We start from the raw sequence: 21043 nt of genomic DNA, 5'->3' as shown, positions 1-21043 counted from the left end.
TTATTTCAACAAACTATTATACAAATCCACCCACCTTAGCATAACATTTTTTACAGTAAAATAATGGAGACAATTAAAAGCATTCTCTGAAAGTTTACAACGCAATTTTTCATTAGTAATTAAGTCATAAATCGAGCGAGAATATTCAGATATGTCCAAAGACTTAATAACTTTTGAATTAACATCATTAATTAAGAAACCTCGAATAGCCATACAATCATCAAAAGCAATAGGGACTACTTTCATCTGCATAGCTTCAAGCAGACTTAGTGGAGCACCTTCTAATAAAGAGGTAAACATTAGTATTGACGAACGTTCAAAATATTTCTTTGAATCATCACGCCCAACCAATTTCACATTTACAATATCATTTTTATTTATAAAGTCTTTATAAACAGATTCCCACTCTCCATAACCAACTATAGTTAAACACCAATCTCTCACGTCATAAGTAGATAAAAAATGTTTCCAAATTTTTAATGCTAGTAATATACGCTTAGATATTTCATCAAATCGAGCCACAATTAGCAATTCATTTGTTTTAGAATAGTTACGCTCAACATAATCAAATGAGAGAAAATTGGGAATTGAGACCATCTTAGAAGAATCCTTCAAATTAGCAATAGATCTATAAATGGGTATATAAGCATCAGATAGGAGAACTAAAGCATCTGAGTATTTATAGATAGATTTATACTTCCTTTTGGTAGTATATTTAACTAGAAAACGAGTAATAGGGTAGAAGAATAACAATAAAAGATAAATAAGCCACTTAAAAGAAATCCGCCTATTAAGAACTTGAAACAAAAGAGATTGCTTATTATATCTAATATTCTCTGTTCCTGGAAGATTATGCAAAACTGATATAATTTTCACTTTTAATCCCGCAACAGCTTGACCAAGGAATTTCATATTAACAGCTCTTGATGCCTGATTATGAATAATAGAAATCTCATTATCAATAAGAAAAGAACGGAAACCATCTAAATCATTATAATCAATTTTAAATTTCGCATCAAAGACTAATTGAGAGGAACTATATTCAGAATCTTTAAAATAAGCTATAAAACAATGAATTCCAACACTAGACAAATATTTGGCAGACAACAAAGTGACTTTTTGATTGCCACTACCTGATTCAGAAGGATCTAATAAACTAATAAACAAGATATTCATGATCTATACTTATCAAATAATTTACGATATATTTTCTGAAAAGGAATATAGTGATTCTTATAACCATCTATAACACATATGCTTTTATAAAAATTTATCGTGTGCAAACCATCCGAGTAATATGACGATGAATCAGGATAAAGGGATATTACTTTTGTTTCATTATAGGACTTATCTGAAATATCCTCAACTTTATACAGAATAATACCTTTACCATACCCTTGTAAACAATCCTGAGCTGGTCTGTATACAGTATTATTTACGTACATGAAATCACCAGCCATTCTGCTCCCAAACAAATTAGATTTTATTAATATTGGAGACAAATCGTATCCATATAATCTATTATTTGAAGTCCACATATACAAATCCTTATTATATGCATTTCTTGAAGTTGCAAAAAGATAAAAGGCTCCATTATAAGGCAAGATTGTAGCATCCGCAACTGCAACAGGAAGCATAGTACTGAAATGTTCACAAGAATGTAACAAAGTATTATACTTATAAACATTAAGTTCTGTAGAATACGAATTTTCAGGAACAATATAAACCTCATCAAGAGTATCACCTCTAATAATCAAGGGATAAGAGTTATGTATATTATCATCTATCAACGTATATTTTTCAATTATTTCACCTGTACATTTATCGACAGACAAATGACATATTGTTGCTACATTTTTACTACCTAACAAGATATCTTCTACAAGCAAATCAATAGTGCAGTCAGATACATTTAAAATGAATGGATCTGCATAACAATGAAATTTAGAGTCTCTCCTTAACCAAGTGATATTAGACAAATCAATATTATCACTGACTAAATCTTCTGGAATAGCATTAAAAAATCCCACATTCCATTCTTTATAAGATATTTTTTTCTTTAAATCAAAAAACATATAAATAATTAATTGGTTTTACCACAAGAATACTTACCCGACATTACTATCCAAAAAAACAGACCTCCCCAAAGATATGTATTAATAATAGCACTTTCGGACAAACTCAAAAATAAATATTGAAGCATTACAGGAATGAGAATCAAATTATAATCAAACTTAGAAACAGCCTTACAATATAGATTATACAAATATGCTAAAGAAAAAATTCCAGAAGACAGCAGCAATGATATATACGCAACATCTATTATAATAGACTCATCAATATTAGTTGCACCAATCAACAAATTATTCGGAGTTAATTCGCCAAATACGAGCAAAGAATACCTTAATCTACCAGAACTAATTTCATGAATAAAAGAATACTCTGATTCATTAAACAAAACAACAATAAAAAAGAATAGTATCACAAATGGATAAGACAACAATATATATTTATTAAAGAAACATTTTTTTAAATTTGTTTTTTGAACAAAAGATAAAACAAGCAGAATACAGCCAGAGAACAGAACCGTACGAGAATAAAATGATTCATATATAACAAAGACTATAAAAGCGACAAGAAATGTATTAATTTCTTTCTTTAAAACCACAAGAAAAATAACCAAGAAAAACAAATACAATGAAAACAGGTTAGGATTTCCATATCCCATATCACTAACAACGCCTCCAGACTTATAGAAAAAATCAGAATATTCTTCATGCAACACTCCTAAAATCAATAAACCGTAATTTATAATTAAGAATAATACAGTTAGACAAAAAGAATATTTAGCCATTTTATCAATATAAAGATTCCTAGATATTGATACCAGCAATGACACAAACAACATTTTAGATGCTTCCACACGAAACAATGAAAGTATAAAAAATAGAACTATCCAATAAATATTATCATCTATCTTTGTAAAAAGCAACGAAATAAAAGAAATACCAATAATAAGTATAGATAAATTAGCTGTAGCAAAGTCTGATATATTTAGTGTCATTTTAAGATTAACAAGAAATATTATAATAAAGAACAATATCTCTAAAATTCTATTCTTCTTAATAACAAATGAGCCAGTCATAAAATACTATATATTTCATTCATTGTTTTTTCAACATCAAACATCAAAGAACGTTTTGCTGCTTTATCTTGATAGACAAAGACCTTATTATAATCATTGACAAATAATTTAATTGCATTATACAGAGATTCATCATCATTGTCTGCCAAAACCCCATACTCGGAATTTGACCCTAAAAGCTCTACTGGACCAACTGTTTTTGTAGACACAATTGCTTTTCCCAGACATAATGCTTCCGCCACAACTAAAGAAAATCCCTCTGCCAAAGAACAACTCACAAATAAATCCGCACACTTTATATAGACATAAGGATTAGGCTTATAACCTAAAAGGTGTACATTATCATCCAAATGTAAATCATGGATCATTTTACTAAGATCTGACTCCAAACAACCTGCACCAACAATCCAAAAATCTATATCATATCCATTATCTACAAAAATTCTAGCAACTCTTATAATACTATCAAATTGTTTTTGTCTAACCAATCTTCCTACTAGACAAACCGTAAATTTCCTTTTCTCAACTTTAAACTCATTTGCCCGCAAGACAATTGTCTTACAATCTATCAAATTATATATTACTTTTGTGGATGTAGTCACATTAAAAAGTTGTTGAAATTTATTTTTCGCATCATTAGACACAAAGATCACATCATCCATTAATTCATAACATTTCTTCTCATGCTTATTACTTTTGAAATACCTTTTTGTCCAATGGAAATTAAACAGATCTACGTGCACCCAAGATAAATGCCTAATTCCTTGCTTCAATATAAAGCTATGATACACCAAACTCCGTCCTTCTAAAAAAGATATTATCGTATCATACTTTTCACCTTTCATCTTATCAATTATTATCTGTCTTCTAAAAAATAATATATAAAAATAATATAAACCAAAATAGGACATTATTTTTCCTATCATTCTTTCTAATAAGGGTCTATTAATATTATAGAATAATATTATTTTTCTCACTTCTAAAGGCACTAGATTTGCATAATTTCCAAAATCATGTTCTAACAAAAGATCTATATCATATTTACTATAATCAAAATTATTAAGCATATCCACCAATAATTTTTCCGCTCCACCATCATAAAGGCTTTGCATCACGAACAGAATTCTTTTTTTATTGCCACAAGTCATATATAAATAATTTAAATTCAAATTACATCAAATATATTCTAGTTACTTAACATGATTCAATAACCCTACATTGCTTATATACTATTTTTACTCTATTAATAACAAAAACAACTATTTAACAACAAATCGTTTTAGAGCCGCATGCAATATCATACGCTCACTTGATTGCAACAAACTATAAATAACACTAAAGCCAATAAATACGGAAAGCGAAAAAACTATCAAGAAACGAAAAACTGAATCATTAGGTTCGATTAACATCAATATAGAACCGACTAACACCAATGAGAATGTAAAAATTAATATAGGCCTAACAACATCTCGAAAGTATTTTCTCATATTCAACTGTATTTGCCTATGAATATCACACAAACTATAAAACCAATATCCTACATTTGCTAAAACCGCAACAATAAATGGGACAAGCGGATTAGCATTCAATCTTAACAAAAGATAGCTTATAGGTAATATCGCCAACGTGAACATTCTACCATATACTTGACTGTTTTTTATATGTCCAGTTGCATTTGCCGCCATCCATAGAGGTGGTATAAATACTCCTATCAAGGATTCACACAGAACAAGACGAGTGAATGATATAGTATGGCTTGGAACCTCACCTAACCAAACCTCCAGTATAAACTCTATCTCAACCATTACAGGTATAGCTATCAAGGCCGCTAAGAAATAAGCATATTTAGAGCTTTTCTCAATTAGTGTCACCATGTATTCACAATCACCGGAAGCATATGATTTAATTATTTGAGGTTTAACCGCTGTCATCATATTCTCAGTAAAACGTGTAACAACTGCGCTTACTTGCACAGAAACCGCTCGTGCCGCATTTACAGCGGGACCAAAGAATATATTTAAAAGGATATTTGTTCCTTGTACACCTGCAGACCAAGCGAAACAGCCAAATAAATTTTGACCTATAAACTTTGACATCTCTGCGACCAAACTATAATTCCAATAAAACCTAAATTTACATTCGGTAAATGACCTTACACTATATATCGCATAAATTAGCCAGACGAAGACAGAAACTATAGCCATAAGCAAACCATACAATATCAACGAATCGATTGTTCCAAAAGCTTCAAGCAAATAGACTATGAATAATCGAGCACAAGCCTCAAAAAGACCAAGATAGGCATATATATTCATTCGCTCATGCGCAACTATAGCCCCCATTAATGGGACTTGATTAATAGCGGAAAGTATGGAGATCAATGAAAAATGATATACCCAAACGGCAGCACCTAACCTCTCTGGAGGTATCACTAACTTATTGTATACAAACCAAAGTCCCAATGTTTCACCAAACAGCAATAATAATACGGATAACAGCCACATGAGGGTTAGGCTCTGTCTAAAAGCACATCCTGTCTCCATTAAGTCTTGTTTTCCCAAACCTATATTCATATATCGTTGGGTAACATTAGATAAACTAGAAATAAAAAAGCTCATGATGGAAACTACCCCTCCCACCACATTATAAATGCCGAAATCCTCTACACCCAAAACCCTCAACACGACCCGACTGGTGTACAGCGTCACCCCCATAATCAGAAGCATGCGCATGTAGAGGAACAACGTGTTCTTAGCTATTCGCTTATTGTTTTCGGAATTTGCAGACATAAAATCGTAATCGAACAATCCAAAGCACACACTTTATTAAGACACACCAGACAATGCAGAGAATAATATTTCATGACTTAAGAGCAATTAAAGCACATATTTTTTTATGTATTTTACAACAAAATGCAATATACAACCCAATAATACACTAGAAATCACATACACTACAAAAGCAAAAAAAGGATTATCTATAATACGCATTAAGGAATAACGTCCTTCACTAACAACCTCAAACATCAAATATATCTCAAAACTAATAAAAAAACAAAAATGAAACATATTTATTAGGAACAGATTTTTTACATTGAAATGATAATCATCCACAAAATAAAGGAATGCAAACATTAAAATCAGAAATGGATAATATGTAACTGAAAGTTTAAAAAATCTTTGTTTCAGAAAAGACATATCATATTCCATCCGGCTATTATTATTCCATACAATACCAAATAGCATACCAGACATTGCGATAAACAATGTTACAAAGACACCTCCGAAATAATGTCCTAAAAATGAAATTGAATTATAATTATGACAAAAATGGCATAGCAATATACCGGTAATAGCAAGAGCCCTTAAATAGTCGAAGGCAACAATACGTTCTCTCATCTCTCTATTAATAAATCATTTAAATATTATGCAAACTCAATACAAGGCGTACACTCTAGGGGAGGCTCTTTGCAGTACCCTAAACCTAGTCATATTAACAATCAATTTTGATTTTAACATTATCTGTGTCCAATGTAATGTTATTAGGAACTTTATTCACATAATTCCTACACCCATTATCAGATCACACCGTGGTCTCACCAATGTACAAGCTATTTCCAAAGCATACTCAACCGAGAAATCCCTGTTACCTTATCATGTAAAGGTGGTTTACCAGTACAGGTAATAGTGATTTATCTGTACTGGTAATAGCGATTTACCAAATATGTCAGATCTCATCCGGGCTCTCGCTATCGCCACCGCCATCAGCAGGCTTTCCGCCCACCCAAATTTGCGTACTTACGCTACGAGGCGTTTTCAGTATGTGACCCGCACTACCATACTGCGTCGTCACAGTCAGCGTGTACTCACCTTCCGCCAAATCAGCCGGCAGGAGCAACGTGAGCGAAGAAGGGTTGTTGATGGTGATCTGGTCGTCCGTCAGTTTCGTGGTGGCACCTTTGGAGTCGGTCAGCGTAACACCTACCGACTCGTGGTCGCCAACCACTTTCAACATCGCCCCTCGGACGAAGAAGTTGTGACCCGCAGTGGCGCTGCCGTCTTTCAAGCCCGTCTTACGATCCTCGGTCTCCAGGATGTACATGATGTTAGACTTCTCGCCGAGGATCTCCACCACGGTCTTGGCGATCGCCTCGCGCAGAGCCTTGTCTTGCGTGAAAGAGACGTAGATGGAATTATTCTCCTTGTTCCAAACGCCGCCCTCAACCACGCCTTTCAACTGGGGGACGGCACGGAACAGACCCGTGTTCACGCTATAGCCGTTTAAGATCAAGTCCATTACTATCCGATGGTAGAGGGTCACAGAGTGACGCATCGTCTCCGGGCGTAGACCGGTGTCTTGCTTGTACATCTCCTCCAACACATCATCCAAAGTTAAACTTCCGGCCGAGGCCAGTAACAAGATCTTGTCCGTCTTGTTGTCGGTGGTCACCGCATTATCGATGAGCCAGCCTTTCAATACTTTCTTCATGGTATTTTGATTTATAGGAAGGACGGAATTGCCCTTCCCGGCTTTCCTTGTCTAGAACCTCTTGTCGAATGCCGATTCCCTCTTCTGCCGATTCCGGGCGATCAGCCAATCGATCACCAAGTGAAGAACCGTCCATAGAGACAGGTTTAAAAATAATATACAATTGACATTCAAATGATTATCCAATACAATATTCAATGCGATAAAGAAAACGGACACGCAAATGATCGTCACCATCACCATCCGCACCCGCATACCCGTGCGCAACAACTTATGATGGAAATGGTTCTTGTCCGGCAAGAACGGGTTCTTGTGCTCACGAAGGCGGCGCAGCACCACACGTACCACGTCCAGCAACGGTACCAAGACCGTGGAAAAGGCAATCACCAAATAAGGATTCGAACGCTCCGTAGAGGTACTATTCGATACACATAAATGAATGATCAGGAAACTGATCACGTAGCCCAACGTCAAACTCCCAGCATCGCCCATGAAGAGCTTATGCCCGCAGTTGGCATTGCCAAAGACATTGTAGCACCAGAAAGGCATGAGGATTCCCAGCGTACAGATAGCGAGCAAGGCATAAACACATTGATCTTGAATGAAAAAGAACACGCTCAAGACCGATAAAGCGATACAGCACAAACCGGAGGCCAGACCATCGATCCCGTCAATCAGGTTGATAGCGTTTGTCACATAAACCACGGCGAAAACCGTGACTGGCACACCCAGCAAGGCCGGGACCGAATAGATCCCGAATAGGCCTCCCAGCGTATCGAGCCAATTGCCGGACAACACCAGCAGGAGGGCCGACACGACTTGTACGATGAACTTGTAGCGGTAACCCACCCCGACCAAGTCATCGCAGACACCCACCAGATAAAGAAGTGTCATGCCCACGAACAAGAAAAGATACTCATGGAGCATCTCGATCGAGAAGCTAGACAGATCCGAGGGCCACAGATAAAGGCGAAAGCCTATCACCAAGGCAAACGACATCAAGACCACGGGAAAAAACGACAGGCCACCCAAGCGGGGAACTGGGGTCGTGTGTACCTTTCGAGAATCCGGGACATCATACAGTCTTTTCTTGTGGGAGATCACCAAGATCCTCGGGATGATCACCATGCCCAAAGACACGGAGATCAGATATCCGGACAGTAATAACAATAATAGAATTTGCACCTCACTCATACGATCTCACTTAATGAAGGCAACCCCTTCACCTCGCCGGCATGCCACGCTTGGTAGTCCTCATGGGAGAGTTGGGATGCTGTTAATAATTTGTAATCTATGTCGTCTCTTCGCAAGATGTGCTTGCGGGCATACGAGCGGAGCGAACGATCCGTAACGGACACCATCACCACAGGAAAAGGGTAGCCGAGCAAACGCATTGGCGTAATCTCGCTGTCCGGGAACACATGGCGCAACTGATAGGCCGAGCGCTCAAATGCCACCCAGTAAGGACCCGTGCAATACAGGTGAATCGAGTTTTGGTTCGCACGCTCGCGGTTCATGATATCATTTAAATGCTCGTTCAGCAACCGCACCAAACGAACGCCGGAAGGAAGGGAAGACATTTCTTTTTGATTTATGATTTATGATTTAAACTGTCAACTGTCACTTGTCTACTGTTAACTTATTTCATGGTTGAGCCACCCGTCGTAATCGTCCAACCGGCGGATCAAGGATAACTTGCTTTTCTTGGGCGAGGACTCACCTCGCCAAGGATCCACCACCTCATGCGCCATCTGCCGGTAAAGGGCGCTGTCCGTGCAACCGTAGAGCGTCACAAGCAACAAAGCACGGGATTGCGGAGCTTTCAACACCGGAAGCATACCACGCATCGTGTCATGCAAACGTGTGAACTCCTCCTCATCGCCCAACAACTTGTAGGCAGAAAGAAGCAATGAGTAGATCTTGCAACGCATCACGTCCGTCTCCGCACGGAGCGAACCGTAGGATCTCAACACCTCACGGGCCAAGCGGGTATCCTCCTCTGATACGCTGCCGGAGGCATGGTAACGTCCCAAGGCATCGTGCAAACCCTCCCGCAGACGGTCGTTATCCAGATGGGTATAGACGTGCTTACCCTTTGTGTTCAGCTCGATCAGCTCATACTCGCCCGGCTTCACCTCCAACAAGGGGACCCACATGCAATCGAGGATACGAGCCATCACATCTTTATGACCGCCACCCGGCTGGATCACCACCTCCGCCTCCATACCGGTAAAATAACCGGACGTGATACGCACACGGTCTCCCTTCAGCAAGCGGTCGCTGTCCGGTACGTACACCGGAAGCTCGTTGGAATAAGATTCCGCCACCCAACGTAAATTCCCCATCTCGTCATCCGACAGATAAGGGAAATGAGTCATGCCTCCGGAAGAGACCCGGGGAAGGAAATTGTATAGGGGAAGCGTGCGCTTCATCTGGAAGATCTCCTCAACCGAGGACCGGACAAACACGTAGTTGAACAGCAGGGGCCGTTTCGTGTTGACCATCTTTCCGTCCACCTTCCTCACCTCCACATAGGAGGGGGCGAAATACTCGAACAACGTCTCCCCACGACGCTTGCGCCGGGAAAGCTCGGCATCCAAGCTTTTAGCGGGGCTGATCCTGTCGCGTCGTGCCACACCCGTAGTAGGAAGCGTGAGCACGTACCAGCGTACAGTCTTCAGGTCATGACGCTTGCCAACCCGCGCCGTACCCCTCTCCGAGCAACCGTCTCTCAAAACATTCATCATTATGATTATCTTTTCCTAAGATTATAGCAGGATCTCCACTCAAGCCTCACGACAATTCAAAGCCCTACCAAGAGCACCATATTTACTCCTGATAAACAACACTTTATGTCTTTAAAAATGGCTTTTCTGAAAATCACCATCGCTTGAAATATTAAGCTACTTGGGAAGTAGATTAAAAGGTTGGAAAATGGTTATTACCCAGTTGTAGAGACGGAGCGTGCTCCGTCTCCCACCGTCTGACAGTAATTTAGAATACCATTTTGAGGGGATGAGACGGGGCACGCCCCGTCTCTACAAGAATGTATGTTCGATTTTTAGGAGGGACGTGATGATGTAGGAAATACGAGATCATTTCGTCTCTATTGCCATGTCTATGCACTAGGAATAAGAACGAAGATTTAAGGAGAATCAAGGTCGGAGCACAAACTAATGAACAAACTAAGCCTTATGATTGCTTGTTATTTGTTATTTTTTATTACTTTTGCGCCGTGAAAGAATACGCTACTTCCCAAGTAGCAAGCCTCTTACCCCACTTTGGGTATCGGTTTACACACGCTCTCAAAACAATTCCGGTTCACTGTCGACAAACGTTCCAACGAGAAGCTCTTCAAATAGATCTGTGTTGTCTTAATAGACTTATGCCCCAACAACTCACTGATAACCTCGATCGATACATCTTGTTCCTTCAAGAACGAGGCGAATGAATGACGGATCGTATATGAGGTGACCGGAAGCGTAACGCCTGTCGATCTCGCCAACAACTTCAAGTCACGGTTAAAGCGGGACAGGGTCCTGTTATATTCTTTGTAGGCCGCCTCACCGGTTCTCCTTCCACTCAAAAAAGGAAATAAATAAAAGGATTCCTTTGCCGTACAAGCGGACAACTCATCCAACAGCCGCAACGCCCCGGAGGGAATCTCCAGCTGTATGAGAGACCCGCTCTTTTGTCGGTGATACTGCAATATCCCATCCCGGATATTCTCCCATTTCAAATGCGTGAGATCCACAAACGCTATCCCGCTGAACGCGAACATCAACCGAACGGTCAACTGTACACGCCGCAAGGACGGATCCCCCAACGGGGCGTTAAACATACGCTCCAGCATCTCTCGCGGCAACGCCTTCTTCCGCTTGCTTTCAACGCCCGTGAAGACATCTTTGAACAGGTTGGGTACAAAGGGAGCCTCGTTCGCCTCCACGGCTAAGTTATAAATGTGACGAATCCGACGCATATAGGTAGACACCGTATTCAACGAACGGCCCTTGTCCAACAACCATGACTGATAGCACAAAAGCCTGTTCCTATTAATATAGGTATAAGGAATCGCCTCCATACCGCAAAAGCACTTGAACGAGTTCAAGGCATCTTGATAACTCTTCGCCGTGGAATACCGTTTTTTCTCACGCAGACAAGCCATGTAGATGGACAGGCCCATAACAAAATCTTCTTCTTTTTTCATATCTTCTCCTTAATAAAAAGGCCAAAAATACTACCTTTGTACACTATTAATTAAGTAAACCATATTTAGAGTAAAAACATTACCATGAAGAGATTTTGGAGTATTCCACTTATGCTCATGCTATTCGCATGCCAAACTCCCAAAGAGAGTAGAGAGGAATTATCGCTTGTCGGTTGCTGGGAATTACGATTGGATTCAACAGATGTCACCGAGCAAGTTCAATTACCGGGTACCACGGACACCAACCAAAAAGGATACCCTAACAATGATAAGGAGGAGACAACTCATTTGTCTAGGCCCTTCCGCTATCAAGGTAAGGCTTGGTATCAGAAAGAGATCACGATTCCAGAGAATTGGGAAGGCAAGAGCATTTGGTTAATCTTGGAGCGAACAAAACCGACCCAAATATGGGTAGATAGCATATATGTCGGTTCATCCGACCATATTTCCACCCCTCAAGAATACGATCTGTCCGCATATCTCCGGGCTGGGAAGCATCACTTGACTATTCTAGTCGATAACGGTTTGAGCGTTCCGCCCCAATTATTGGACAATTCACACGCTTATACGGAATCCACGCAGACAAACTGGAACGGTATTATCGGAGACCTGAAATTGGAAGCCCGTCCACAATTCCATATCCGCCGGATACAAGTATATCCACATGCGGATCAAAAAACGGTGGACGTAAAAATAAAGCTTTCAAATCCATTCGAGCAAATGATCGTAGCCGCCGTTCAAATAGAGATGGAGGCTTTCAACACAGGCTTAGAGCACCATATCAAATTCAATAAGAATATCGTAGTTCAACAAGACGAGATCATATTCCAAATACCGATGGGTGATGACGCCTTGGAATGGAGCGAGTTCTCCCCTACCCTGTATCGCTTGACCGCGAACATCCAAGGAGAGAATATCCAAGATAGCCAAAGTACTACTTTCGGATTAAGAGATTTCAAAGCAGAAGGAACACAATTCAACATCAACGGATTGACCACCTTCCTTCGTGGAAAACACGATGCTTGCGTATTTCCGCTTACAGGCCATGTACCGATGGATACCGCAGCATGGAGACGCTATTTCCGCATCGCCAAGGAATACGGTATCAATCATTGCCGTTTCCATTCATGGTGTCCTCCTAAAGCTTGTTTCGAGGCGGCCGATATCGAAGGTTTTTACCTCCAACCGGAACTACCTTTCTGGGGAAAGATGGAAAAGGGCGATACCACTTTGATCCATTTCCTCACCAAAGAAGGATTACAAATACAGGAGGCTTACGGGAATCACGCCTCTTTCGTCATGATGGCGATCGGCAACGAGCTTTCCGGGGATCAAGAAGCGATGGTAGACATGATCGCCCGTTTCCGTAGTGAGGACGGACGGCATTTATACGCATCTGGATCGAATGACTATCTAGGCTTCAACGGCCCTGCGGCGGGTGACGATTACTTCACGACCTGTCGAGTCCCCGGCGCTAACGTATTCAGCAACCATACCCGGGGTTCCTTCTCTTTCGCAGATGCGGAGGATGGCGGTTATATCAACCATACCTATCCAAACTCGGTCATGAATTTCGAATCCGCTATCGAACAATGTTCATTGCCTATCATCGGACATGAGACCGGGCAATTCCAATGTTATCCGAATTATGAGGAAATCAAGAAATATACCGGGGCACTAAAACCTTGGAATCTGGAGATATTCCGCAAACGACTGGGCGAGTCCTGTATGGCCGGACAAGCGGATGATTTCTTCAAGGCTTCCGGTAAATGGATGGCGCAACTTTACCGGGCCGAGATGGAAATGGCGTTCCGTACTCCGGGAATGGCCGGCTTCCAATTATTGGATTTACAGGATTATCCGGGACAGGGCACGGCGTTAGTCGGTATCTTGGACGCTTTTATGGATAATAAGGGCTTGATAACCGCCAAGGAATGGAAAGAGTCTTGCGATGATGTCATATTACTGGCTCTCCTACCTAAATTCTGTTACTCTGGGAATGAGGCGCTCAAAGGCTCCATCAAGGTAGCGAACTATACACCTACCACTTTAAAAGGGAAACATCTAACTTGGACCTTGACGAATAGTCAAGATCAAGTAATCGCCCAAAACAACATACCGCTGCAAATCAATCAAGGTACGTTGGCCGAGGTAGGCCCATTAAATATCGCTTTACCTGCCATTCAAGAGGCTGAGACCTATACTTTACGGCTGGCGATCGAGGGCACGGATTATCACAATCATTATCCGTTATGGATTTATCCGGAACATAATAACGTGCAAATCCCTACGGATATCAATGTTATTAAGAAATGGGATAAACAGGCCGAGAACTTATTGGCGAACGGGGCGAAAGTATTGTGGTTCCCGGATGCCAAGACTTACAAGAACGTGACGGTAGAAGGATTATTCCAGACAGATTACTGGAATTACCGGATGTTTAAGTCCATCTGCGAATGGGTAAAGAAACCGGTCTCTCCGGGTACCCTCGGATTATTAATGAATCCCTCTCATCCGGTTTTCGCTCATTTCCCGACGGATTTCCATACAAACTGGCAATGGTTCACGATGATAAAGAATAGCCATCCGTTGATACTGGACCAGCTTCCGGATAATTACAGGCCAATCGTACAGGTGATCGATAACGTGGAGCGTAATCATAAATTAGGGATGATCCAAGAATTCAATGTCGGCCCGGGCAAGTTATTAATCTGTATGACAGACTTGGAAACCCAACAAGAATACCCGGAAGCCCGCCAATTATACCGTAGCTTATTAAGTTATATGGATTCCTCCGAGTTCTCGCCTCAGATGACATTAACGCCCGCTCAATTGATTGAGTTATTCACGCATCAAGTCGGAGATTCGAAGATTAAGGAATTAGGGAATATCTCGTATGATGAGTAAGCGACCTCACTTTTGACGTATATTCACATAGAGACGCAGCGTGCTGCGTCTCTTTCCCTATAATATTCATAATCATCAAACAAGATAGTCTTTCGTAACGGAACGCTCGCAGGATAGTAACTCCTTGGGAGTACCACTAAACAAGATCTCACCCCCCATTAGTCCGCCTCCGGGGCCTATCTCGATCACATAGTCCGCCGCTTTCAAGACATCCAGATTATGTTCGATCAAAAAGACACTATTGCCTTGATCTACCATAGAATCGAATAAGGAGATAATATGCCTGATATCTTTCACGTGCAAGCCATCCGTCGGCTCATCCAAGACAAAGACCTTGCTTTGGGTTCCTAGATAAGACGCCAGTTTCACCCGTTGCAACTCACCTCCCGATAATGTGGATAAGGCTTGGTTCAAATGCAAATACCCCAGACCAACCAGCATAAGCGGACGGAGTTTCTCCGCTATCACCGTTCCCGCAAAACGAAGGGAAGCCTTGCGGACTGTCAAGTCCATCACCTCGGCGATCGTAAGACCATCCACTGTATACCGCAAGGCTTCCGGGGAATAACGCAATCCTCCACAAGCCTCACAAACGGTCTCGATCGAATCCATAAAAGCCATATCAGACACGATCACGCCTTTTCCCCCACAAACCGGGCAACCGCCTTTTCCGTTAAACGTGAACATACTAAGCCCAGCCTTACTTTCCTTAGCGAAAAGTTTACGAATATCATCCGCAACTCCCAGATAAGTGGCCGGAGTGGAACGCAAGCTGATCCCGATATTCTTTTGGCTGATATAAATCACCTCCTCGGGGAAATCCCGGCGGAAGCATTCCATCAACGAGCTTTTCCCTGAACCGGCTACACCGGCGATCACCGCCAGTACTCCCATAGGAAGATCTACCGTCACGTCCTTCAAGTTATGAAGACGGGCATGCTTTACCGTAAACCAACCGGACGGGATCCGGAGGCTTTCCTTCAGAGGGGTATTTTCTCCTAGCATACGGCCGGTCAAGGTATCGCTACGGAGTAAGCCCGCATAATCTCCCTCGTACAAGATACGGCCGCCCTCCATACCCGAACCCGGCCCCATATCCACGATATGATCGGCGATCTGTATCATTTCCTTATGATGTTCCACCAGCAAGACCGTATTCCCATGATCCCGCAACTTTCGGACCGAGGCTTTCAATAAATGGATATCGTGGCTATGCAAGCCCACGCTCGGCTCATCCAACACATAAAGCATATCGGAAAGAGATGAGTTGATATATTTAGCGATCTTACAGCGTTGCGCCTCCCCGCCGGAAAGGGTTTCCATGGAGCGATCCAGCGTCAAATACCCCAAACCGATCTCCAATAAGGCGGATAACCGGCCTCCGATCGCCTGCTTCATGTCTTTCGCCAACGGGTCATCAATCTCCCGAAGCCAAGCGATTATCTCGGGGATCGCCATATGAGTTACTTCGGCTATATTTCTCCCGTTGATCCGGCAAGAAAGTACCTTATCGTTCAAGCGGGTCCCACCGCAATCCGGGCAGATTCCCATCGTAACCATCGGTTCCAAGACCTTTTGATGGATCTTCCCTTCCTCGGAATTGATGATGCTGCGATACATACGGGTTACCAAGCCCTCATATCTCGCCGTCTTCGGCCAGTCGGCAGGAGGATTCTTCAAACGGATTTGCGGGGAATAAAGGAATAAGCGCAACTCCTCCGGCGTATAATCCCGGATCTTCTTATCCAGATCGAAAAGGCCGCTGCAAGCATAACGTATCCATCGCCATTGGCCGGGCTGGAAGGTGACGTAATGGATCACGTCCTCATCGTTCAGGCATTTATCAAAATCAACCAGCTTATGCACGTCCAGCTCACGAATCTCCCCCAATCCGTCACAACGGGTACAACGGCCTTGCGGATGATTAAAGGAGAATGTATCCGAATATCCGACAAAGGGTTTACCCACCCGTGAGAACAACAGACGGAGCAACGAATAGATATCCGTATAAGTCCCCACCGTAGAACGGGCGTTGGGAGCGGGCTTCCGCTGGTCTATCACGATAGCGACCGGCAGATTCCCGATCCGGTCTACATGCGGACGGCCATATTTGGGCAGGTATTGCTGCACGAAACTGGGGAACGTCTCATTCAACTCCCGGCGTGAACTGGCGGCGATGGTATCCAATACCAACGAAGACTTTCCGGAACCCGAGACCCCGGTGAATATAGTGATTTGCTTCTTCGGAATATCCAGAGAGATATGTTTCAAGTTATTCTCATAAGCTCCCTCGATCTTGATATATTCTTGATTTGACATAACCAATGACTTTAATGAACGAATGACAAAGATACGATCTAATCCTGTCTTTTTAATAGATATAAAGCGTATCTTGTAACACTACCTTTTGAGAGAGGTTACCAAGTAGAGGAAAGAGGATAGCTATATATGGCGCTTTTTACTCAAAAAGGCCGCTTTTTATACACGATAGGTCATGAAAGCCTACGCAACTAGTCGTGTTAGGCAACGCCAATAGTCACGTTGGGCATCGAAAGCAGTCATGAATAGGGTTATGAACTGTCATGAATAGGCATCATAACCCTATCATTTCCCCATCGTACCCCTATGAGATAGCCCAAACAACCCATAAGATATGAATTACGATGAACTAATTTCGCTAGAATGAAAGGCTGTTTTTTGACATCTATCTATTTAACAGACGATTACTGATTTTTTCTTGCGTATTTAGGAGCGAGCCGTACTTTGTCCCGGAAAAATCGATTCTCCGGGACTTAACTTTACAATTTGTCAATTTGATTATTCTGTCGAAAGACACCATCTTATTAAGGCATTTAATTCGTCGCATGGAAAGGAGCCTTGAATTCCGGACGGAGCGTACAGGTATCTTCCAATGGGAAATCCCGAGGGGCCTCTTGCGTCACTTCCCCGGTGGCTGCCCATTCAGCCCCTCTTAGTAAGGTTACCTGAAAACCCGTACACTCCATCGAGTAAATCATATTCGGGTCATTGCCGCAATGCCCCAACAGATCGACAAAGACACGCCCCTTCCCCCACTTCACCGTCCACATCAACGGTTCATGGCGTCCACGCTCATAAGCGGTAACCAATATCTCCACATTCCGTACCGGACCACGCAAGCGGGTATAAATCTCGTCCTTGAAATGTTTCCATCTTATAGGCAGACCTTTCAAAATAGGGTGCTCCGGCGCACGATGCTCTAGGATCGTCTCATGCTGCAAGCCATGATAACCCGCATGACCGGGTGTATAATCGTATACATATTTGCCCTCTTTCCAATACAGGTAAGGGCCGTCTTTCTCGTTCCGACCCTCCCAAGCTCCCATGCCGATTATCTCGTTGTACGCTTTCCAACCGGCCATAGGTACCACGGAGGAATGGATAATCACGACCCCACCACCATCCGCTACATAGTTCTCGAAAGCTTTTTGGACAGGCTCGGGCCAGACTTCACCTCCGTAATTAACAACAACCAAGTTATATTTAGCGAAATCGGGCTTAAAGGTATTTATATCTCCTCCGAAATCCGGGGTAAAGACGAAATCCACCTTAAACATTCCACTGTTCTCTAAGATCTGCTTCATGGCCTCGCAAGCACCTCGCCAATAATGACTGCCATCTTGCCCGGCGATCATCATCGTTTTTATCACCTTTTTCTGGGCGTAAGAGGTTGAGGCTGATAAGGCGCAACAGATAAGCGCTATAAAATAGATATACTTTCTCATGGTTGTTGGGGTTTAATGTTTTTACTCTCGGGGCTCCATTCGATACGGTCGTAGCAACGGGTGGTCCGCAAATTATATCCTCGCTCATCAACCGTAAACTTCCCATCCTTGAAATAATCGATATATAACTCGGAGATCCCGTCATTATTGCGATCCTCCACCGTAAGCGCATATTTATCCGTCACATAGATCTCATCCGATATATATTGGATCTCTTTCGTATAATTATCCACGATCACGTAATAAAACTTAAACAGGTCGAAAGTAGGGTAATGCCCATTATCCCGCCCGAAAAGCATGACCTCTTCCATAGCGGCATCATCATCCATATTCGCTAAAACGGATTGTTGAAACCAAAAGCCGTCTTTTTGCGCTTGCGGAGGAATCCGGTCCCAACCCTCTTGATGGGCTGTCACCCGGAATTGGGCATGGGCGCCCATACAAACGAAAAGTAGGAGAACCCAATAAATCAATCGTCTTATCATGTCTATCATTTTTAATTATTATTCATATTTATAAGGCACAAATGTAATGATATGTCTCTTATTGATTATATTTGTCTTGTATTAAATTCACCTTTAGTCTAAATATATTATGAGCGATCAACCAATAGATTTTACGCAACGTAACATAGCCATCGACATCCTCCGGGCCGTCACGATGTGCGTGATGATCTTCGAAAGCGTACATCAAATTAAAAATTTAAACATTAAAACATATCGCTATATGAAAAAGATTATCGGACTATTCTTGCTTATATGGGCTATAGGTTCAGCCCAAGTTTCCGCCCAATCAGAGACAAACCGTTTAGATAGTATCATGCCCGTACGAGGCTTGGCCATCGCCGCTCCATCCGCACAGAAGTTGGATCTATTCTTGAAGTTCGTCCAAGAGGAACTGGCTCCCAGTCATTTCAACTTGTTGATTCTACGGGTAGACTGGAATTATGCCTATGAGTCCCATCCAGAACTGAGGGATCCGACCCCACTCACACGAGAGGATGTGAAAAAGATCGTAAAGGTTTGCCGGGATAACGGAATACGTATCGCTCCCCAGATCAATCTCTTGGGGCATCAATCATGGGCTGAGACTACCTACGCTTTATTACGTGAGTATCCGGAGTTCGACGAGACGCCACACGTGGATACCAAGAACTATACGGGTTGGCCCAACTCAGACGGACTTTATTGTAAAAGTTACTGCCCGCTTCATCCGGAAGTACATAAAATCGTATTCGCTTTAGTAGACGAGTTGACGGATGTTTTCGAAACTCAATTATTCCATGCCGGAATGGACGAGGTCTTTTATATCGGACATGATAGTTGCGTCCGTTGCGGCGGACATGACAAGGCTGAGTTATATGCCGGTGAGGTCACTAAAATACAAAACCACTTAGCCTCACAAGGCAAACGATTGATGATATGGGGAGACCGCCTGATCGATGGCAAAACTACCGGGATCGGCGCTTGGGAAGCCAGCATGAACAATACCTACCGTGCGATCGACTTGATCCCGAAAGATGTTTTTATCTGCGACTGGCATTATGAGCGTGCCGAGCAAACCGCTGTTTACTTTGCCATGAAAGGCTTCGACGTTGCTACATGCCCTTGGCGTAAACCTCAGATAGCGCTTCAACAGGTAGATGATATGATCCATTTTCGCCAGCATTCAAATCCGGAAATGTCTCGCCATTTCCAAGGAATTATCGAGACAGTCTGGTCCGGTGCAGACAGTTTCCTCGAGGCCTATTATAACCCGACTACCTATAAGCAAGAGGTCTCGGACGCTGTCACGGTCAAGAAACTAATCGAGAAATATAAGACCTTGGAGAATCGGTGAATGTAATTTAGGTCATAATTCCTGTAATCCATCTACAAAAGTTTCTCCGGATTTCATCGATCTTTGCCGTTGCAATCGAAAAGGTATAAACAAACCAAGAAGTAGAACTTATTAAAATAGCAATTATGACACTAAACGAATTCTTGAAGTATGTAGAGACAAGAAAGCCTCTTAAAGGAGACGAGATCCATCAGTTTATGAACAAGATGAGCGATGAGGCCAGACGCATGACATTCGAGTTAAACGGTTCATATCACGCTCCCGAGGAAATCCGTGAGCTGTTATCCCGCTTGTTTAATAAGCCGGTCGATCCGTCTTTTCGTGTATTCCCCCCGTTCTATACGGATTTCGGAAAGAATATCACGGTAGGCAAGAACGTTTTCATCAACGCTTGCTGTCATTTTCAAGATCATGGCGGGGTGACACTGGGTGACGGTTGCCAGATCGGGCATAACGTGGTCTTTGCCACCCTCAACCACGGCTTCGCCCCCGAGGACCGGAGCACTACCTACCCTGCCCCGATCGTTCTGAAGAAGAATGTCTGGGTAGGCTCGAACGCAACGATCCTATCCGGCGTAACCATTGGCGAGAACGCTATAGTCGGAGCCGGCTCGGTAGTTACTAAAGATGTACCGGACAATGCCATCGTGGGAGGTGTTCCCGCCAAGGTCATAAAATACATCCAATAGCCCG

At 42.3% G+C, this 21043-nt stretch carries 17 protein-coding genes; 3 read left to right on the top strand and 14 right to left on the bottom strand.

Annotation, left to right across the window (positions count from 1 at the left end):
• The 11 genes from CI959_RS15850 to CI959_RS15790 form a co-directional block, all read right to left on the bottom strand.
• The gene (locus tag CI959_RS15850) at nt 1-1176 is read right to left on the bottom strand and encodes a glycosyltransferase (RefSeq protein WP_005856274.1); all 1176 of its coding nucleotides are present in this window, start codon (nt 1174-1176) and stop codon (nt 1-3) included.
• Nucleotides 1173-2075: a hypothetical protein gene (locus tag CI959_RS15845; protein WP_005856272.1), complete on the bottom strand. Its 903-nt coding sequence runs from the start codon at nt 2073-2075 to the stop codon at nt 1173-1175. The genes CI959_RS15850 and CI959_RS15845 overlap by 4 nt, the downstream gene beginning before the upstream one ends.
• An 8-nt stretch (nt 2076-2083) precedes the next feature.
• Complete coding sequence (locus CI959_RS15840) at nt 2084-3145, bottom strand: hypothetical protein (protein ID WP_005856270.1); 1062 nt, start codon at nt 3143-3145, stop codon at nt 2084-2086.
• Complete coding sequence (locus CI959_RS15835; RefSeq protein WP_008778278.1) at nt 3142-4257, bottom strand: glycosyltransferase; 1116 nt, start codon at nt 4255-4257, stop codon at nt 3142-3144. Before CI959_RS15835 ends, CI959_RS15840 begins: the two co-directional genes overlap by 4 nt.
• A 147-nt stretch (nt 4258-4404) precedes the next feature.
• The gene (locus CI959_RS15830; protein WP_008778277.1) at nt 4405-5934 is read right to left on the bottom strand and encodes a membrane protein; all 1530 of its coding nucleotides are present in this window, start codon (nt 5932-5934) and stop codon (nt 4405-4407) included.
• Between the two features lie 87 nt (nt 5935-6021).
• Complete coding sequence (locus CI959_RS15825) at nt 6022-6543, bottom strand: acyltransferase family protein (RefSeq protein WP_009017867.1); 522 nt, start codon at nt 6541-6543, stop codon at nt 6022-6024.
• A gap of 328 nt (nt 6544-6871) precedes the next feature.
• Nucleotides 6872-7633 (bottom strand): DNA-binding domain-containing protein, encoded by a 762-nt coding sequence (locus tag CI959_RS15815; protein ID WP_009276771.1) that lies wholly within the window; start codon nt 7631-7633, stop codon nt 6872-6874.
• A gap of 51 nt (nt 7634-7684) precedes the next feature.
• The gene (locus tag CI959_RS15810; protein ID WP_057316470.1) at nt 7685-8827 is read right to left on the bottom strand and encodes an MraY family glycosyltransferase; all 1143 of its coding nucleotides are present in this window, start codon (nt 8825-8827) and stop codon (nt 7685-7687) included.
• Complete coding sequence (locus CI959_RS15805) at nt 8824-9213, bottom strand: hypothetical protein (RefSeq protein ID WP_009017866.1); 390 nt, start codon at nt 9211-9213, stop codon at nt 8824-8826. Before CI959_RS15805 ends, CI959_RS15810 begins: the two co-directional genes overlap by 4 nt.
• Before the next feature lie 54 nt (nt 9214-9267).
• Nucleotides 9268-10380, bottom strand: a complete 1113-nt coding sequence (locus CI959_RS15800) for a transcription termination/antitermination protein NusG (protein ID WP_057316472.1) — start codon at nt 10378-10380, stop codon at nt 9268-9270.
• A 524-nt stretch (nt 10381-10904) separates the two neighbouring features.
• Nucleotides 10905-11840 (bottom strand): site-specific integrase, encoded by a 936-nt coding sequence (locus CI959_RS15790; protein WP_095231482.1) that lies wholly within the window; start codon nt 11838-11840, stop codon nt 10905-10907.
• 84 nt (nt 11841-11924) lie between these two features.
• On the opposite strand from CI959_RS15790, the gene CI959_RS15785 reads away from it, so the two are divergent.
• The gene (locus CI959_RS15785) at nt 11925-14747 is read left to right on the top strand and encodes a sugar-binding domain-containing protein (protein ID WP_057316474.1); all 2823 of its coding nucleotides are present in this window, start codon (nt 11925-11927) and stop codon (nt 14745-14747) included.
• 75 nt (nt 14748-14822) lie between these two features.
• Here CI959_RS15785 and CI959_RS15780 read toward each other — a convergent pair whose 3' ends face one another.
• The 3 genes from CI959_RS15780 to CI959_RS15770 form a co-directional block, all read right to left on the bottom strand.
• On the bottom strand, nt 14823-17066 hold the full coding sequence (locus CI959_RS15780) for an excinuclease ABC subunit UvrA (RefSeq protein WP_036630954.1): 2244 nt from the start codon (nt 17064-17066) through the stop codon (nt 14823-14825).
• A gap of 533 nt (nt 17067-17599) precedes the next feature.
• On the bottom strand, nt 17600-18511 hold the full coding sequence (locus tag CI959_RS15775) for a ThuA domain-containing protein (protein WP_009276767.1): 912 nt from the start codon (nt 18509-18511) through the stop codon (nt 17600-17602).
• Nucleotides 18508-19005, bottom strand: a complete 498-nt coding sequence (locus CI959_RS15770; RefSeq protein WP_009017861.1) for a hypothetical protein — start codon at nt 19003-19005, stop codon at nt 18508-18510. The genes CI959_RS15775 and CI959_RS15770 overlap by 4 nt, the downstream gene beginning before the upstream one ends.
• A 100-nt stretch (nt 19006-19105) precedes the next feature.
• On the opposite strand from CI959_RS15770, the gene CI959_RS15765 reads away from it, so the two are divergent.
• Nucleotides 19106-20350 carry a family 20 glycosylhydrolase gene (locus tag CI959_RS15765; protein WP_010184305.1) on the top strand — a complete coding sequence of 415 codons (1245 nt, stop codon included), beginning with the start codon at nt 19106-19108 and terminating at the stop codon, nt 20348-20350.
• A 125-nt stretch (nt 20351-20475) separates the two neighbouring features.
• Nucleotides 20476-21039, top strand: coding sequence for a sugar O-acetyltransferase (locus CI959_RS15760; protein ID WP_008771860.1), 564 nt, complete (start codon nt 20476-20478; stop codon nt 21037-21039).
• The last annotated feature ends 4 nt before the right edge of the window (nt 21040-21043 follow it).

The sequence above is a fragment of the Parabacteroides sp. AT13 genome (genome assembly GCF_002272965.1).
Lineage (GTDB): Bacteria > Bacteroidota > Bacteroidia > Bacteroidales > Tannerellaceae > Parabacteroides > Parabacteroides distasonis.
Note: the sequence above shows the minus strand (reverse complement) of the source record. Positions and strands in the feature narration are given on the sequence as shown.

Excerpts from the sequence above, each read along its gene's own strand:
- CI959_RS15810 (WP_057316470.1), bottom strand. The coding sequence starts at position 8,827 with ATGAGTGAGGTGCAAATTCTATTATTGTTATTACTGTCCGGATATCTG.
- CI959_RS15815 (WP_009276771.1), bottom strand. The coding sequence starts at position 7,633 with ATGAAGAAAGTATTGAAAGGCTGGCTCATCGATAATGCGGTGACCACC.
- CI959_RS15800 (WP_057316472.1), bottom strand. The coding sequence starts at position 10,380 with ATGATGAATGTTTTGAGAGACGGTTGCTCGGAGAGGGGTACGGCGCGG.
- CI959_RS15790 (WP_095231482.1), bottom strand. The coding sequence starts at position 11,840 with ATGAAAAAAGAAGAAGATTTTGTTATGGGCCTGTCCATCTACATGGCT.
- CI959_RS15785 (WP_057316474.1), top strand. The coding sequence starts at position 11,925 with ATGAAGAGATTTTGGAGTATTCCACTTATGCTCATGCTATTCGCATGC.
- CI959_RS15775 (WP_009276767.1), bottom strand. The coding sequence starts at position 18,511 with ATGAGAAAGTATATCTATTTTATAGCGCTTATCTGTTGCGCCTTATCA.
- CI959_RS15805 (WP_009017866.1), bottom strand. The coding sequence starts at position 9,213 with ATGTCTTCCCTTCCTTCCGGCGTTCGTTTGGTGCGGTTGCTGAACGAG.
- CI959_RS15850 (WP_005856274.1), bottom strand. The coding sequence starts at position 1,176 with ATGAATATCTTGTTTATTAGTTTATTAGATCCTTCTGAATCAGGTAGT.
- CI959_RS15830 (WP_008778277.1), bottom strand. The coding sequence starts at position 5,934 with ATGTCTGCAAATTCCGAAAACAATAAGCGAATAGCTAAGAACACGTTG.
- CI959_RS15780 (WP_036630954.1), bottom strand. The coding sequence starts at position 17,066 with ATGTCAAATCAAGAATATATCAAGATCGAGGGAGCTTATGAGAATAAC.
- CI959_RS15770 (WP_009017861.1), bottom strand. The coding sequence starts at position 19,005 with ATGATAGACATGATAAGACGATTGATTTATTGGGTTCTCCTACTTTTC.
- CI959_RS15825 (WP_009017867.1), bottom strand. The coding sequence starts at position 6,543 with ATGAGAGAACGTATTGTTGCCTTCGACTATTTAAGGGCTCTTGCTATT.
- CI959_RS15845 (WP_005856272.1), bottom strand. The coding sequence starts at position 2,075 with ATGTTTTTTGATTTAAAGAAAAAAATATCTTATAAAGAATGGAATGTG.
- CI959_RS15840 (WP_005856270.1), bottom strand. The coding sequence starts at position 3,145 with ATGACTGGCTCATTTGTTATTAAGAAGAATAGAATTTTAGAGATATTG.
- CI959_RS15760 (WP_008771860.1), top strand. The coding sequence starts at position 20,476 with ATGACACTAAACGAATTCTTGAAGTATGTAGAGACAAGAAAGCCTCTT.
- CI959_RS15835 (WP_008778278.1), bottom strand. The coding sequence starts at position 4,257 with ATGCAAAGCCTTTATGATGGTGGAGCGGAAAAATTATTGGTGGATATG.
- CI959_RS15765 (WP_010184305.1), top strand. The coding sequence starts at position 19,106 with ATGAGCGATCAACCAATAGATTTTACGCAACGTAACATAGCCATCGAC.